At 32.6% G+C, this 17,280-nt stretch carries 17 protein-coding genes; 8 read left to right on the top strand and 9 right to left on the bottom strand.

Going from position 1 to position 17,280, the window contains the following annotated elements:
* Positions 1-2 precede the first annotated feature (2 nt).
* Positions 3-806, bottom strand: a complete 804-nt coding sequence (locus tag DMA14_RS07500) for a DNA alkylation repair protein (protein WP_111424140.1) — start codon at positions 804-806, stop codon at positions 3-5.
* A gap of 130 nt (positions 807-936) precedes the next feature.
* Between DMA14_RS07500 and DMA14_RS07495 the strand changes: the two genes are divergently transcribed.
* The 8 genes from DMA14_RS07495 to DMA14_RS07460 all read left to right on the top strand — a co-directional run bounded on the left by DMA14_RS07495 (position 937) and on the right by DMA14_RS07460 (position 9,110).
* On the top strand, positions 937-1,287 hold the full coding sequence (locus DMA14_RS07495; protein WP_111424139.1) for a winged helix-turn-helix transcriptional regulator: 351 nt from the start codon (positions 937-939) through the stop codon (positions 1,285-1,287).
* 11 nt (positions 1,288-1,298) lie between these two features.
* Positions 1,299-1,874 (top strand): DUF1572 family protein, encoded by a 576-nt coding sequence (locus tag DMA14_RS07490; protein WP_111424138.1) that lies wholly within the window; start codon positions 1,299-1,301, stop codon positions 1,872-1,874.
* Positions 1,875-1,889: 15 nt separating this feature from the next.
* Complete coding sequence (locus DMA14_RS07485) at positions 1,890-2,354, top strand: hypothetical protein (protein WP_111424137.1); 465 nt, start codon at positions 1,890-1,892, stop codon at positions 2,352-2,354.
* A gap of 134 nt (positions 2,355-2,488) precedes the next feature.
* A complete protein-coding gene (locus DMA14_RS07480; RefSeq protein ID WP_111424136.1) occupies positions 2,489-2,860 on the top strand; it encodes a DNA topoisomerase IV in 372 nt (123 codons plus the stop codon).
* 204 nt (positions 2,861-3,064) lie between these two features.
* On the top strand, positions 3,065-4,984 hold the full coding sequence (locus DMA14_RS07475) for a DUF294 nucleotidyltransferase-like domain-containing protein (protein ID WP_111424135.1): 1,920 nt from the start codon (positions 3,065-3,067) through the stop codon (positions 4,982-4,984).
* A gap of 2 nt (positions 4,985-4,986) precedes the next feature.
* Positions 4,987-5,616, top strand: coding sequence for a 3'-5' exonuclease (locus DMA14_RS07470; protein WP_111424134.1), 630 nt, complete (start codon positions 4,987-4,989; stop codon positions 5,614-5,616).
* 163 nt (positions 5,617-5,779) lie between these two features.
* Positions 5,780-7,258 carry a PhoX family protein gene (locus DMA14_RS07465; protein ID WP_111424133.1) on the top strand — a complete coding sequence of 493 codons (1,479 nt, stop codon included), beginning with the start codon at positions 5,780-5,782 and terminating at the stop codon, positions 7,256-7,258.
* 67 nt (positions 7,259-7,325) lie between these two features.
* Entirely contained in the window at positions 7,326-9,110 is a 1,785-nt protein-coding gene (locus DMA14_RS07460) for a cytochrome-c peroxidase (RefSeq protein WP_111424132.1), read from the top strand.
* A 63-nt stretch (positions 9,111-9,173) separates the two neighbouring features.
* On the opposite strand, the gene DMA14_RS07455 is transcribed toward DMA14_RS07460, so the two are convergent.
* From DMA14_RS07455 to DMA14_RS07420, 8 genes are all read right to left on the bottom strand, one after another.
* A complete protein-coding gene (locus DMA14_RS07455; RefSeq protein ID WP_111424131.1) occupies positions 9,174-11,012 on the bottom strand; it encodes a type VI secretion system baseplate subunit TssF in 1,839 nt (612 codons plus the stop codon).
* A 210-nt stretch (positions 11,013-11,222) separates the two neighbouring features.
* Positions 11,223-11,510, bottom strand: a complete 288-nt coding sequence (locus DMA14_RS07450; protein ID WP_111424130.1) for a hypothetical protein — start codon at positions 11,508-11,510, stop codon at positions 11,223-11,225.
* 88 nt (positions 11,511-11,598) lie between these two features.
* A complete protein-coding gene (locus DMA14_RS07445) occupies positions 11,599-13,149 on the bottom strand; it encodes a hypothetical protein (protein ID WP_111424129.1) in 1,551 nt (516 codons plus the stop codon).
* Between the two features lie 3 nt (positions 13,150-13,152).
* A complete protein-coding gene (locus tag DMA14_RS07440) occupies positions 13,153-14,961 on the bottom strand; it encodes a type VI secretion system Vgr family protein (RefSeq protein ID WP_111424128.1) in 1,809 nt (602 codons plus the stop codon).
* Between the two features lie 37 nt (positions 14,962-14,998).
* Positions 14,999-15,394 carry a type VI secretion system tube protein TssD gene (gene tssD, locus DMA14_RS07435; protein ID WP_111424127.1) on the bottom strand — a complete coding sequence of 132 codons (396 nt, stop codon included), beginning with the start codon at positions 15,392-15,394 and terminating at the stop codon, positions 14,999-15,001.
* A gap of 151 nt (positions 15,395-15,545) precedes the next feature.
* Entirely contained in the window at positions 15,546-15,932 is a 387-nt protein-coding gene (tssD, locus tag DMA14_RS07430) for a type VI secretion system tube protein TssD (RefSeq protein WP_029269192.1), read from the bottom strand.
* Between the two features lie 183 nt (positions 15,933-16,115).
* A complete protein-coding gene (locus tag DMA14_RS07425; protein WP_111424126.1) occupies positions 16,116-16,547 on the bottom strand; it encodes a GPW/gp25 family protein in 432 nt (143 codons plus the stop codon).
* Positions 16,548-16,557: 10 nt separating this feature from the next.
* On the bottom strand, positions 16,558-17,271 hold the full coding sequence (locus DMA14_RS07420) for a hypothetical protein (protein WP_111424125.1): 714 nt from the start codon (positions 17,269-17,271) through the stop codon (positions 16,558-16,560).
* Positions 17,272-17,280 lie beyond the last annotated feature (9 nt).

Raw genomic sequence — 17,280 nt, 5'->3', positions numbered from 1 at the left:
AATTATTTTTTTATTGTTCTGAGCGCTTTTTTAATGATAAAAAGTGTTTCTTTTGTTGGACTTTGTTTCTCCCATTTTTTACATAAATCTTTTACAAAATCTGGTCTTGTTTTACTGGCATCATTTAGCCAATTTCCAACACTGTCTTGCACATATTTTGAAGGATCACTTTTTAAAGAATCTAGAATTTTTAAAGCCAATTCTGGTTCTTGTTTTAGTTTTTGGATATGCTCGCACCAAACCCCTCTTGGTCTGGTCGCTTCGGTTGCAAAACGTCTTATATTCTCATCTTCACTAAAAGTCCATTCTAATAAAATTTCAAGACTTTCTTCTAAATTGTTTATAATATTAGATCGAATTGCTAACCATGAAATTTCTCTGACACCAAAATGCTTATCGGCTGACAGAAACTGTATTTCCTTTAAAATTGCTTTAATTTTAAGCTCTTGTTTTTTTCCAATTGTATAAGCAAACCAGCATCTCACTACATCCGATTTGTGTCTCGCCATTATTGAAAGTATATCAGAATCATTATTAAGAATTGATTCTGTCAATATTCCTGTTCCAATTGTTTCATTTATGGTGTTGACTGTTTGTTTTTTCAAATTTCTGATATCTGTCAAAATAGGTTCCAAATATTGAATTCTATTACTTTCTTTCAATAGATTCCCTAAAAGCGCCGTTTGATTCACTGCAAGCCATTCTACAAGATTCGCAGTTTCAATTTCTCCTTTATTGAGCTGTTCTAAAACAGAAGCAGGAATATCTTTTGCCGATCTAGCTCCTTTACGTTTTATATCTTCCATAGTTTTTACTTTGATACAATTGATCTTTTATTATGCTTAAAATTTTGATTATTTTTGTAAAGATCGGAAAGCCTGATAACACTGGCAATACCGCATATTTTTATCCCATAGGGATATAAAAGTCAATTTTATGCAAACAAAGGAACGAAACGCCGAAAATAAAATTTGTCCATTAGAAATTGCTGTAAATTCCATTAGCGGAAAATGGAAAATTCCGATTGTCTGGCAGATAAATGATGGCAAAAAAAGACCTAGTGAATTTTTACGTGGCATTGCAAAAGTGGACCGACGTGTTTTAAATCAGCAGTTAAATGAAATGGTTGAAGATGGTATATTGATAAAACATTCATTTAACGAACTTCCTCCGCGGGTTGAATACACTTTGACCGAAACTGGAAAACAATTAGTAGAGATTCTTTGGAAACTAAATGACTGGGGAAAAATATTGATTCAGGAAAACAAAATCGAACTTCAATCTTAAAATAGCAAATCATGAAAGCTGATGAATCTTACCTAGAAAGTGTCAAAAAGCAATTTTTATATTATAAAATGCTTGGCGAAAAGGCAATCGATCAGATCGAACCTGAACAACTTTTTGTTTCTTTTAATGACGACACCAACAGTATTGCAACAATCATAAAACATATTTCGGGTAATATGCTTTCGCGCTGGACTGATTTTCTAACTTCTGACGGAGAAAAAGAATGGCGAAACCGTGATGCCGAATTTGAAAACGATTTACAATCTAAAGAAGAGGTTTTAGATATCTGGAATAAAGGTTGGAATTGTCTCGAAAATGCTTTAGAAAACTTAAAAGCAGATCAGCTTTCTGATATTATTTACATCAGAAATGAAGGCCATACGGTTATTGAAGCCATTAATCGTCAGTTGGCACATTATCCTTACCATATTGGGCAAATTGTTTTTTATGCTAAACAGTTGAAAAACAGCGAATGGAATAGCTTATCGATTCCGAAGAATAAATCGGGAAATTATAATGCTGAAAAGTTTGCTAAAGAAAAAGAAATCAAGAACTTTACCGATGATGAATTAAAGAGATTGAAATAATCTATCTTTCTAAATATGAAATCAAAAGATAACGAAACGCATCACTTTTTACCAAGCGGAGAATGGGAAGGATTTTATTGCTATTCTAATTCGCCCTCACAACATAAAATGTCTATTGAATTAAGTTTTGCAAATTCAATTATTACGGGTTCTGGAATTGATGATGTAGACTCTTTTCGATGGAATGGTTCTTATAATTTGGAACATTTTAAACTTAAAATGGTTAAAACCTATCCAACACATATCATTAATTATGCTGGAGATATAGACGAAAATGGCATTTGGGGTGTTTGGGATAATCCTGAAGACTTGAGTTTTTTTGCTGATTTTTCGCCAAACGTTCTTCAACAAATTAAAGCGATGACAAAAGGAGGTTTTCATATCTGGCCAAAAGCAAACAAAAGTGAGTCTAAAGAAGAAATGAGAGAAGAAGTGAAAGAATCTAAAAAACTGAAAGAGTTTTATATTCAAAAAGTTTAAATTATATTCAAGTGTTTCTTGTTATCCTAATGCCCTAGCCCCGATTGCAATGGAAATCCTTTTTATTTTTTCTTTAAAAATAAAAAGATTGAAATGGAAAGCGGGATTAGCTCCTAAAAAACAACTTAATTAAAATGAAAAAAATAGTATTCTTATTTCCGGTACTGGCTTTAGTATCTTGTTATAACGCTGAACACAATTGCAAGGATTTTAAAACTGGAAAATTCAAATTTGAGACAGAAGTCAATGGCGAGAAAAAAACAACTTATTTTGAACGCAAAGACGATATCGAAATCGAAACTTTTGAAGGCAAAACAGATACCGCAACCATTCGCTGGGTAAGTGACTGTGAATATGTACTACAGAAAAAACATCCAAAAAACATGGCTGAAGAAAAAGCCATCAGCATGAAGATTTTGACAACTTCTAAAGATTCTTATACTTTTGAATTTGGCTTGGTTGGTTCTGAAGAAAAACAAAGAGGAACCGTTTACAAAGTTGATTAAAACTTAAAATATTGAAGGCTCCAATTTTGGAGCTTTTTTTATTGCAAAACTTTGTTGAGCTACTTACGGAGATCCCTCATTCCTCGGGATGACAAAACGGTGCAGAAAAACCTTTGTTCCTTTGTTTCTTTGCAACTCAAAAAACAAAAATGTTTCTTTTACATTTCTATTATAAATAGTACATTAGAACTCTAATCTAACCAAATGAAAAATACCATTTCGCAAAGAGTTGCAGACTTTTTAAAAAATTACCCGCCGTTTAATTTTCTGCATCAGAGAGATTTAGAAAAACTATCTGAACAGATTTCTATTATTTATAAAGAAAAGGATACTGTGATTTTTTCCGAAAATGACAAGACGCACGATTCTTTTTATGTCGTTCATAAAGGCGCTGTCGCTTTGAAAAAAAGCACTAAAAATACGGTTTTAGACATGTGTGATGAAGGCGATATTTTTGGACTTCGTCCGCTTTTGGCGCAAGAAAACTATATTATGGAAGCTGTGGCGCATGAAGAAAGTATTCTTTATGCTATTCCAATTTCCGTTTTCAAGCCTTATGCATTAGAAAACAGAAACATTGGCAATTTCCTGATTGAGAGTTATGCGTCGAATACTCGAAATCCGTATTCAGATATTCATAAAGATAAATTATATGGTGATGATCAGCTGAATGAAAATCTGCATTCGAGCAATCATTCTTTCGATTTAGCACCAATAAAATATTCTAAAAAAATCGTTACCTGCAGTCCGTCAACAACAGTTAAGGAAGTCGCAAAGATTATGAATAAAAAGAAAGTCGGTGCTATTCTGATTGTTGATGAAATGCTTCCAATTGGTATTTTGACCGATAAAGATCTTCGAAATAAAATTGTGACAGGCGATTTTCCGATAACAACAACTGCAGAAACGATAATGACAAAACCTGTTATTACGTATCCGAAAAAAATGACGGTTACTGAGGCGCAAATGGCAATGATGAAAAGTAATATCAGCCATTTGTGCTTGACAAAAGATGGAACGGTAAATACTAAAGCGGTCGGAATTTTATCGAAACACGACGTTATGGTGGCGCTTGGAAACAATCCTGCGGTTTTAATAAAAGCGTTGAAACGCACTAAAAAAATCAAGGAAATAAAACCAATTCGTAACCGAATCATGCAATTGCTTCAAGGTTATTTGGATCAAAATATTCCGATGACTTTGATTACCAAAATCATTACAGAATTGAACGAGGCCTGTACAACTCGAGTTATCGAAATCTGTTTAGAAAAAATGAGCAGTCCGCCGCCTGTAAAATTTGCATGGTTGGCACTTGGAAGCCAAGGACGAGGCGAGCAAATGCTGCATACCGATCAAGATAATGCGATTGTTTATGAAAATGTAAATGAAGTTTTTAGAGATGAAACTAAAATCTATTTCTTAAAATTTGCGGGGCTTGTCAATAAAGGTCTATTTGAAATTGGTTACGATTATTGTCCTGCTGATATGATGGCTTCTAGCCCAAAATGGTGTATGAGTCTGGATGAATGGAAAGCTCAGGTGCATCATTGGATTACAAATCCTGGCAAAAATGAAGTCTTGCTTTCATTCATTTTCTTTGATTATAGCAAAACTTATGGCGATTCTGAAATCGTTAATGAACTGTCTGATTCCATTTTTGAAAACGTAAAAGCAAATCCGATTTTTTATATGCATTTGGTGAGCGGTGCTTTGCAAAGTCCCTCTCCTACTGGATTTTTTAGACAATTTTTAGTGGAACAAGATGGGGCAAACAAAGATAATTTCGACATTAAACGAAGAGCTTTAATGCCATTGACTGACGCTGCACGTGTTTTAATTTTATCGCATTCGGTAAAAGGGATCAGCAATACGGCTGAACGTTTTGAGAAATTGGCTGAACTGGAACCAAATAATAGAGAATTGTATTTATCATGCTCTTATTCGTTTAAAGCTTTACTGAAATTTAGAACCAAACAAGGATTGTTGCATCATGATTCTGGTCAGTTTATCGAGTTGGAGTCTTTAACCAAAATGGAAAAAATTAAACTGAAACGTACTTTTAAAACCATAAAAGAACTTCAGGAACTTATTTCAGTACGTTTTAATATTTCAAATCTGGTATAATTATGAGTTTATTCAATTTTTGGAAGAAAGAAGAAAATAATCTATTCGATGAAAATATTACGATCGAAGAAACTCGTTTTGTGGTTTTAGATACCGAAACTACAGGTTTTGATTATGATAACGATCGCATTTTATGTATCGGCGCACTGGTTCTCCAAAACGGAATCATTAATGTTCAGGAAAGCTTTGAAGTTTATCTGGAACAAGATCATTATGATAAATCGACCGCTCAGATTCATGGTATTCTAAAAGATCTGCTTGTCAAACGTCCGACAGAATTAGAAGCTTTACAGCAGTTTTTAGACTTTTTAGGAGATTCTATAATCATTGCTCATCATACCATTTTTGATGTTACAATGATTAATAAGGCTTTGGAACGAAATGGACTTCCACATTTAAGCAACAAAACTTTAGATACCGCTTATTTATATAAAAAGACTTTAATTCAGTCGCATTTATTTGAAAGGAAAGATCATTATACTTTAGACGATTTGGCCGATAAATTTGATATTTCAAAGAAAGATCGTCACACTGCTTTGGGTGATGCTTATATTACTGCGATCGCTTTCCTCAAGATTGTTAAAAAACTGAAAGAGAAGAAAGCAACCAATTTAAATCAGCTATTCAAATAATTTTAAGTTTTTTTTAGGAGTCTTAAATTTACATTCAAAACCTTTAATTTACTTTTTCATAATACAAGACTTACATTTATTAGCATTAAGAAAAAATTAACATAACGTGTACTTTGTTTTAGAGAGATAGCTTTGCCTTAATCAAAAAAAATAAAAAACACTTATGAAAGCTAACTTTTTAAAATCAATTACCTTGCTTGGACTTGCCGGTCTTTCTGCAATAAGCTGTCAAAATGATGACAAAGATTCAAAAAACGATGTAAACGCAAGTATCGATTTTACTTCACATTCAAAAGTACCTCCTTTTGTCTATGCTCAAACAGGTTTCGAAAACTTAAAAATCAGTACTTTAATTACAAGTGCAGATGTTCTTCCAAATTCACCTTCTTTTGTTTATGGAGCACAGCCAGATGGAGCTGGATTAATGAAAGATCCAAATGGTGACGGATATATTATGATTACTAACCACGAAATTATTCAATCGGTATCAAGAGTATATTTAGATAAAACCTTCAAACCTGTAAAAGGAGATTATATCGTTGATGGTGTTGGAGGTCTTACTCGTTTATGTTCTGCTACTTTGGCAACTCCAGAAATCCACGGATTTGGACCAATCTTTTTAACTGCTGGAGAAAGCGGTCAAGAAAGTATGGTTCACGGAATTAATCCTCTTGGATTATCTACTGATAAAGCTAGAACTGATAGAGTTTTACCAGCTTTAGGAAAAGCAAGTATGGAAAACGCTGTTCCGCTTCCAAAAGAAGCTTATCCTGGAAAAACAGTTATTTTAATTGGTGAAGATCAATCGTATGCTACTTCTCACGTAAGTGCTGGTCAGTTAATTATGTATGTTAGTACAGTTGGCGATTTGTCGAATGGAAAATTATACGCTTTAAAAAGAACTGACGGAAATCAAGTTGAAACAACTATGACTTTAAACAATTCATACCCAGTTGAATTTGTTGAAATTCCGAATGCAAAAAACTTAACTGGTGCTGTAATCAATACAACAGTTAATGATTTAAAAGCAATTCGTTTCTCAAGAGTTGAAGACGTAGATTACAGAAAAGGAAGTGCAAGCAACAATAGAGAAATCTATTTTACTGCAACTGGTCAGGCAACTAACAATGCTCCTGTTGAAGGATATACAATGTGGGGAAGAGTTTATAAAGTAAAATTAGACGCAACAAACCCGTTAAAAGGAACTTTAGAATTAGCTGTTGAAGGTGACAGTACTCCTGGAACTGGAATCATCAATCCTGATAACTTATGCGTAACTGAAAACTACGTTTACATTCAAGAAGATGGTGATAGTTATTATGCAGATGCAAAACACGATTCATACATCTGGCAATACAATATTGCTACAAAACAAAACAAACCGTGGTTAAATATGAACCACAAAAGAACAGATACAGCTTGGAACACACTTTATAACCAAACTGGCGAAATGAGATTTGGAAGCTGGGAATTTGGAGCTATGCAAGACATTTCAGACATCATTGGTGTTCCAGATACTTTCACGGTAAATATTCACCCTCATACTTGGCAAAGTGATGCATTTAAAAATGCTGATGGTTCAGGAACTCAAACTAACAAAGAGGGCGGACAAACTGTAATTATTAGAAACGTACAACGCTAATAATTCTACCAAAATCTATTGACAACCCTTATTTTCCGATAAGGGTTGTTTCTATTACAACTCCACTATGAAATTAAAATATCTTACTTTTCTATTCCTACTGTTTTCTTTTTTCTATTCATGCAAAGAAAGCGAAACCTCAAAACCAACGGTCAAACAAGAATTACTTGTAGACTTAAGTAAACTTAGTAATGAAATCGCAAAATTTCAAAAGCTCGTAAAAAGTAATTCTTCGGCAAAAGAAATTGTAGAGCAATTTAAAAAGTCTCGTCTGGCATACAAAAAAGTCGAATGGGCAATTGAATATTTTATTCCCGAAACTGCCAGATTTATGAATGGTCCTGCTCTTGACGAAATGGAATTGGAAGAAAACCGATCTTTTGAACCTCACGGTTTTCAGGTTATGGAAGAAATGATTTATCCTGAATACAATTCTGAAAGCAAAGAAGATTTAACGAGAGAATTGAATATTTTTCAATCAAATATTAAACAGCTTAAAAGCACCTTTGAAGTTATTACCATTAGCGATGATTATGTTTTAGATGCTATACAGCAGAATGTTTTTAGAGTTATTGCTTTAGGAATAACAGGTTTCGACAGTCCGATTTTGCAGTCTTCAATTCCAGAAGCTGGACAGAGCTTAATCTCAATTCCAGAAACGCTTGAAAAGATTGATGCTGATAACAAATCGGTATCTGAATTAAGAGAATTAACCAAAAATGCACAAAAATACTGCACTGAAAATAATAATTTCAATGCTTTCAATCGTGCCATTTTTATAACTGAATATCTAAATCCGATTTCGAAAAAACTGAAAACTTTTCAGAAAGAAGAAAATATTAAAAATGTAAAGAAAAGCAGTCCGCTGAAACCAACAATTGAAACTTTATTTGACAAAAATGCCTTTGATGTAAATGCTTTTGTGCTTTCTAAAGAATATAATTTTACTAAAGAAAAAGCCATTTTAGGCGAAAAATTGTTTTATGACACAAGTCTTTCCAAAAACAATGACCGAAGCTGCGCAACTTGCCATAACCCAGAAAAAGCTTTTACTGATGGATTAAAAACTAATGTTTCATTAACGGGAATGAATTTACCAAGAAACACTCCTACTCTAACCTATGCTTCTTTGCAGAATGCTCAGTTTTGGGATATGCGCCAGTTGGATTTAGAAAAACAAAGTGTTGATGTAATTCAGAATAAAGATGAAATGCATGGCTCTATGGAAAATATTCATGCTAAAATTCAACTTGATAAAGAATATGTTAAGCTATTCAAAAAAGCTTATCCAAAAATATCAAAACCAGAAGCTTGGCAGATTCAAAATGCCATTGCTAGTTATGTGCGTTCTTTAAACTCTTTTGATTCGAGATTTGATGAATACATGAGAGGAAATAAAAACATTCTGAACAATGAAGAAATTGAAGGAATGAACTTATTTATGGGAAAAGCAAAATGTGCCACTTGCCATTTTACACCTTTATTTAACGGAACGGTTCCTCCAAGTTATTCCAAAACAGAACATGAAGTGATCGGAACTCCAAATGAGCCTTCAGGGAAATCTTTAAGTCCAGATAAAGGCCGTTACATTTATAACCAAATGCCTCAGTTAATTGGCGCTTTTAAAACGCCAACTGTTAGAAATGCTGCAGTTACGGCCCCGTACATGCATAACGGAGTTTTCAAAACGTTGGAAGAAGTGGTTTCTTTTTACAATAAAGGCGGCGGAATTGGTTTAGGCTACGAAGTAGAAAATCAAACACTTCCTTTTGACAAACTAAATTTAACGGTAAAAGAAGAAAAAGCTCTCGTTGCCTTTATGAAAACGCTTACAGATAAAAAATACCAGTAAAACCAAAATAAATCTCTATTAAACAAAAACGCCGAAAATTACTTTTCGGCGTTATTTATTTTTTTATTCTTCTATGAAAAGTCGATAAGGAAATACATTTGATGATCTGTTTTTTAAGTTCTTTATAAAACTTTCGCACAGATAATCCCATTCTGTAGCCAATAAATAATTTCTCTCTGTTGCATTTATTTTTAGATAAATATCTACTGTTCTACTAAAACCTGCTTTTACAGAAATTTCTTTTCGCGTTCCTTTTTCTATTCTAATATCTGCTACACAGCTTTTAAAATGATTAAATCCAAACGCTTTTATATCTGCAAATGTTACGATTCTACCACGAGTAAGCAAAGCATTTCGATAAGCCAAAATACGGTCTTTATTGTTCTGCTTGTTCATACCGCCAACAGTATTGGTAACCAAAACTGCCTCTTTACTTACAAACAGCAAATCCTCTTTAGATTCTAAAATAGTTCCGGCTTTGATATCGTTTCCTTCTTCTGCGCAAGTAGACCAATAATGTATACTAAATGACTTTCCTATAGATTCATCAATCTTTGGCTTAATCATCAGGTAAGGATCATTATTTTTAGAAAAACTGCTTTCTCTTGCCTGTTGCTCTACAGAAGCTAAAAGCTGATTTATTTCAACCAAAGAACTGTTCATAAAGTCTTTACCCAAACCTGCAAAAGAAGAGCTTTCATCCTTTAGCAAGTCTAATACATTTTGAAGTAATTCTGAAGCACTTCTAGAATCGAATCTAGAAACACCGCCTGTTCTTAATACGGCATTTCCTTCTTCAAGCACACCATCTTTAAATTCTTTTATTTCATAATGATTATTGAATCCATCGATGACGGTATCAACATCCAGATAGAAATTATTGTCTGTTTCTAATGCGATATATGACAAGAAATTACCCAGCGTTTTATTGATAATATGCTTCTTTTTATTAATTACAGGAAAGCAGTTTGCCGTAAAAGAAACATTATCTAATATTTGAGGAATTAACGATTCTGGAAAAATCATTTTTACCCAAATAATCGGATTATCATTTCTTTCTGTTGCAGCTTCAAAGCATTTATATTCTGAACTGTATTCATTAAGAGGTTTATACTTTAAAGACCCTTTCAGCGTATAAAAATTATCAAAGTAAAACTCGTTTACTTCCTGCATAATTTCACTCAAATGCGTGTAATTGCGATTGATGATATTCTCAATATCAATATTGTTTACAGGAACATTGTAACCTTCTTCTACATCAATTTGCACATCATCCTGAAAGCATTTCATCTGTTTTAAATAATAATGAAACATCTCTTTCTGATGTATATTTTTAATGTCAATATATAACATTAAATCTTCGATGTCTTCAACTTTCGGATTTGTTAATTCAATCCCTAAAAACACGACGCCAGAAGGTAGTGAATTCTTATAATCTCTTATGGAATCTTTGTAAAAAAGATTCGAAATCTCAAACAAATTACGCTCATACGCGACATATTTTACCTCTGCAGACGAGAGCTTTACTTCTAATGTTGGCGACAGCGCAATTTCTTTAGTAATTGGCGCTAAAGGATTGTAAATATTATGAATTCTTCGATTTGCCGACATCTGATTCTGCAGCGAAACTTTCATATTATTCTCTATTGGCAAAGCATGCAAAATTGCTCTTGCAGGTTTTACTCCTGTCGTAACTTCGGGAAACATAATTTCCAGAACCCTTTCTACAACTCTCGTTTTAGAGTCTTCAAGTTCATGGGCTACTTTCTCCAATTCGTAAGACAATGCATTAAGCATCATTGATACCACAGGATCAAAAGATGTCTCCATCTCAACGTCTGAAAAGCCCCATGATCTAGCTGCTCTTTTTAGCACTCTGTCTTTTATTCGATCTTGTCTCATTGTGTTATTTTACTTCTACTTTTGTAATAAACATAATATTTTCACAAAATACTTTTCAGTAAACTGTATCGTTTCTAAAAAATCTATGTTAACTAATTCTGCATTGGTTCTTTTTTGAGGTTTGACATTTTATAAACAAACTGCTCACGAAAAGCAGTAAATTTTTTTTAAAGTTCAGAAAGAGTAAAACAATTTCTATTCATACTTAAATTAATTATACTTATTAATCCACATTATTATATAAATGCCAAGTAAAAGCACAATTGTAATAATAGCTAGTAAAATAGGAGCTAACCAAATACTCAACTTAACATCTGCTTTAAAATATAAAAAATAAGCTAAAATTAACACTCCGATATTACAAATAGCCAAAATATTCAATTCAATAAAATCTGCTGGATATTGTCCACTTCCCTGTTTATGAGTATAATATAAATGCCCAAAGCTTATTAATTGAATTACTGTTATTATTATTGGAAAAATTATTAATTTGTTCATCTTCTAATCTATTTATAGTATAATAAAAAGTTTATTTTTTAACCTTTAGGCCTACTTCGATTTTGCCTATATTTTTATTTTGGAACTATTATTTTTTTATTTCCTTTTTATACGCATCTAGTGAACCTCCTGCCTTTACTCCTCCTCGATTTGGAGCTAAAACATATACCTCAGTACGCAAATACTTCTCTAAAACAGGAAGAAAAACTTCTGGTCTAACATCCGTATGGCTTTTTGCTTGCTTATAAGAACTTAATATCCAAGTTGAAGCTACAAATGCATCCTGAACACCCTTTGCACCATCATCTTCATCTGGTTTACCATGTTTATCAGCATCTTGATCTTCGTATCCTTGAAACTGAATTATTCTATTGCTACTATCTCTGTAAACATGAGATAGTGAATATGAATCTTGAACCATATGGAGTAATTTACCTACATGAAACAATCCATCATCTCCCTTATTAAAAAATCCATCATTTACTTTTATCTCTAACCCTTTTTTAAACCACTCTTTGGCTTGTATAACAATTAAATCTACAATTTGTTGATTTGTATGATTCCCTGTTGGAGCCATAGAATGCCAATATTGTTTTGTTCCATGATGAGACTCGTACGCTTTTGTTCCCTTTTTATGCTCATTACTCCAAGTATTATAATAGCATGTTTCTATTGAATTTTCATCTTCACAGGGAACATCAGGCCACGCACAACCTTCATCTAATCTCGAATCATATTTTAACCCAGCTGCAGTCGCTGCTCTTTTAGTAATTGATTCATGAATAGCTCCTGCTCCTCGAATTTTAAAAAATTCAACTTCTACTTTTTTACCTGATTTTAATGTTACTATCCCATGATCATCATCTTTTGATGCTACAAATAATAAATCTTTAGCTTTTTCTTCCCTATTTGGTTTTCCATATAATACCTTAGGTGAAAACTCTCTAATACTTCCATTCTCACATTGAATTTTTACTTTTGCAAACTCAAAATCTTTTAATAATAATTGATTAAACTTAATGAAATCAGCAGTAAATAAGACCCCTTCATCCTTCGGATCATCTCCTCCAATATTGTCATACGTATTTCTTAATAAATCATCAATATAATGTCCTATTTCTTCCATTATAACTCTGAATAATAACCATGCTTTATTAGAATCTTTTTCCGAATCTTGTATTAGTTTTGGATTCAAGCTAATAACCCCATCATAATAGTATCCTCCTTGAGAAAAAGATAATGTATCATCAATTTCAAATTTAGGACGAGGCAATGTATTATTAATTAAATCTTTCATTAACTTTTTCGCTGCAGTATGTTTAATATCTCGCCCAAAAATTAATCTTATCCCTGCAATAAAAGGCTTAGAACTCTTAAATTTTAAAATACTTGAGACATCAAGATAAGGAATTTTTAATTCCTGATTATTATGCATATAAAGCTCTGAAGATATACTTACAACCTTCTCTTTAGTTTTTAGAGGTGGAATATCTTTCGGCTCTCCATAACTAATACCTACATCACTTGTTAAACTAACTGACCTACCAGAATTATAAACAATATTCCCTTCCGAATAAATATTATGATCTCCTCCAGTAGTTTTTGTTATAGTGCCTCCTACAATTCTTATTCTGCTCATACATTAATAAGATTTAGATTTTTCGGCACTATTAACTTGCATTTCTTTTTTAGAGTGTTTATTTATTCCGCCTTCACTACTATTATCGATTCCTTTAACTCCAACTTCCTGTCTTTCTTTAGCAGTATGTGATTCCAGATTTCCCTCAATATTTTCCATGAAATTCCCTGTAACCGACAACATACTGTCACCTCCAACAGTTACATTATGCATCATTCCAATTGTGGTCGACTTATCAACTCCAGCGCTCTCTCTTATATTCATTCCCGCAGATAAACTAATATTTTGAGAAGCATTCATAATAATATCAGTCGCTGTCATAGTTATTACTTTTGGTGCAGTAATATTTATGTTTCCACCGACAGTATCTAAATGAATTTCGTTGCCAATTTTATCAGTTATGGTAATACTTTCATCCTCAGTGAATTTAATAATATGTCCACTACGAGTATGAATAGCTTTTATATTATTCTGTGCATCGGCATAACCGCTTGAATCTTGTCCGTTATACTGCGCTCCAATCACATACTGATTCTGCACATTATTGCCTTCAAAACCAATTAAGACTTCTTCTCCGATTTCAGGAATGAAATAAAATCCTTTTCCAGGACCAGTATAAGGCTGTACCATTCTTATCCAATCTGTTATAGCTGTACCGCTTGCACCGTAAAATTCTACCTTTATACGTCCTAATCCTTCTGGATCATTATTATCTTTTACCTGTGCAGGCTGCGTTTCTGCTTTACTGTAAACAGATACATCAGTATAATGCGGCGCAGATACATCTGCAGGAATTGCTTTAAATTCACAAGAATAATTTCCGTGCACTTGAGAATGATGTATAACTTCAACAGCTATTAATTCATGCTGAACTGTTTGATTTTGAATTGTAAATACCTGTCCTAAACCAATTGGGAAATAAGAAATACCGCTGTAATATACACTGTTGGCATCACTGCCTGCAGTTTGCAGTTTTATCATCTCATCAAGGTCGTCTTTATTTATAGCGTTTGTAGTATATGCCCCATTGTTTAAATCCGAATTTGCTACAGTTCCTTGATTGTAACCTACAATAGCAGCAAAACTGTCTTTACTACCAGATGAAGTTTTAGCCGCTGCTTCGCGAAGAGTCGATACGTTTTTATAGTCGTAACCGTTCAGCGAAATTTTATGCGAACTCATATTAGCTTGTATCTTAAAGCTATGCAGAGAAGCGCCATTAATCAATTTGGTCTGGCTATTTTTTGTCTGTCCGAACTGCATACGCATTCCATCAAAATAAAACCATTGCCCATAACGAGTCGCCAATCTTTTTAGAAACTCAAAACTGGTTTCGTTGTATTGCAAAAGATTCTTAAATTCTTTAAGATAGGTTGATTTAATAGATTCTCTTTGATAAAACTCTCCTGGTCCTTCAGCAAAAATACTCAGTACGATATCATCCATACTGCGGTCTTTAAATGTTCTTGCTTTTTTCATGTCATCAATAACGATACTGTGACTTACGCCAGAAACATGCAATCCTGCTGGGCTTCCATCAACATCAATAGAAGAAAGTTCTGTAATTATACCTTTACTCATTAGTCTAATTCCTGTAAGACTTTTAAAAGTAAAAATTACCTCATCTCCAAGATAAGTTCTAAGTGCCTTGGCTTGGTCAGCAGGGTTAATTATTGCTTTACCAGTATATTGCCAAACGAAAGAAAAATGATGATGGTCGGCCATTTTTTGAGATAGCTTTAGATCATAATAAACAACATTTTGGGTAAAACCGCCTATAGTTATATGTACTTGTTCAGAAAAATGTGCCATAATAATGTGTCCTTGTTTTTAATTAGCTTTTAAACAATTAATCTAAAGCAATCCAATTATTTGAGAATTTAGCATCTCCAAAAGTCAATTCTTTTGCCACTAATTCCATAGTAATTCTCATTGGAATTTCGGTAGTGCTTGTAAACTGCTCGTCATAACCAACACAAAATGCTTTCGTAAACGTAAGTTCTTTCATTTTACTCAATGCATCTCTTCTATAAAAAACAATTTTACCGTCTTTGGTCAAATCACCATTTAACATCCAAGATAAAAAATGACTGTTTTGACTTGCTTCAATTATCATTTTTATTACTCCACCTTTAGCATTTCCTGTAGGTTTGCTTGTTGTGTCAATTTCTTGTTTAAAACCAATATTAAATTCAAGAACATTAAATTCTTCTCCGTCTATATGTAATTTAGATAAAAAACTCATTTGTAGATTTGTTTAGATAATTAATTTAGGAAGTGCGAAAATCCAATTCATAACAATTGAAAACTGGATATTTCAAAATAGAAAAACAAAAAAGGAAGTCCAATTATTGGACTTCCTTTTAGTTTAATAAAGATTGATAAAGTCCAAAGGATTATACCCAAGCATTATCAAATTCTCCTCCACCCATCGAAATTTTGCGAGCAGAAATCATAAAAGTTTCAGTTAATGGATTGTCACTGTTATGATCAAAGTTTTCTTTGTACTTAACCATGTAAGCTTCTGTAAACTTTAGCTCTTTTAAAGTAGCATTTGAATCACGTTTGATGAATTTTACTGACCCGTCTTTTCTTTCGAAATTGTTAGTCATCCACTCAAACAATTCAGTACTTCCAGTTGATTCAACCTCAATCATAATTCTTCCTCCACGTGTTACTGTAGATGGACGCCCAGAAGCATCTGTTTCTTGAGCTAAATCATAACTAACGTTTAATACTTTGTAATCTTTTCCTGCTACTGTTAATGATGTTAAAAACGACATAATGAAAAATTTTTAATTATTAATTTATTTATTTATCCTGTAAATATATAAATAAAATCTTATATTAATATATTTTTTAATAAAACTTTATTTACAATATGTAATTATCATGATATCAAACCTTTAAAAAACAAATAAATTCTTTTGAGGACTATTGAAATAAAAATATTACTAAAAAAACGTCTATTTATAGGATAGCGGTCCAACAAAAAAGTAGCCTCTAAAGTCAAAGTCACGATTTGTACTTTTTATTGTGGCTTCTATTATTATATCAACTTTCTTTTTTGATCTGCTGACATCATCAACAAAATACCTTGTTTCTGATAATTCAACGATAAGCTCTTTTACTTTTATTCTCTTTTCATGAAAAGCCAAAGACTGTTTCATTGTTTTTGAAATAATTTCTTTTAATGTATTTTCATTCATCAGTAAATCAAAGTCGATTTCCCATATTTTTGATCCAAACGTTTCGTCAAACTTGCACTCACCAAATGTTGTAGTGGCCAGTAAAATAATCTGTTGTGCGATAGAATGCTCAATTGAAGTTTTTTCTAGCTCTTTTTTTTGCATTACGCTATTAAAATCTATCGGAAGTTTGTAAAATGCTCCTTTCATATTTTACTTTTTAAATATAAATCAACTTATTAGCTCGGCCTTTTTTATCTGTTTCCATTTCCTTAGAAACCTTCTTGCGTTTTATGATATGCAGTTTAACTGATGGCGTGAGTTTTAGAAATTTTTCTCTGTACAATATATCGCCAATAAACCTCTGCCCTTTTTTCTCATCAACAATTACAAAATAGCTTATTCCTTTCTCCACTTTTAGTGTATTAATATCACCTGCAAAAAGCTGAATATTTTGTTCTCCTTTTTGAAAAGTATAGGTAAGTTTATCTTCATTTAACTGTCTGTATCTTGAAATATCATACATTTCCATTTCTTCTTTTAAAGGTTCGAAAGGAATATTTTCAAAAAGAAAGTTATTTGGAGCTAAGAATTTTAAACCCAGAAAACTCCACAATCCTTTTTTCTTTGTCTGTTCTTTATAGAAAAAAGTATCACGGGTAACTTTATATACTTCTTTCTCGTTTGTTTTATCGTCTGAAACTATCATTTGATAAACCGGAACTTCAATTTCAGCAGGAATTTCGACACCTTCCAAATGCGTATTCAAATAAACCGATCCAACCTCTTGTTCTGAAATTGTGATAGTGATACTATGCTTTTTTAAAGCAGAATCTGTTTTTACAATTACTTTTCCTTCTCCGCTTCCTGCATAGAAAACAGAACCATCGTTATCTGTAAGTCCTAATGAAAGGTTCAATTCTGGAAATGGCATATTTTGTTT

The organism is Flavobacterium sharifuzzamanii (assembly GCF_003254585.1).
GTDB lineage: Bacteria > Bacteroidota > Bacteroidia > Flavobacteriales > Flavobacteriaceae > Flavobacterium > Flavobacterium sharifuzzamanii.
Note: the sequence above shows the minus strand (reverse complement) of the source record. Positions and strands in the feature narration are given on the sequence as shown.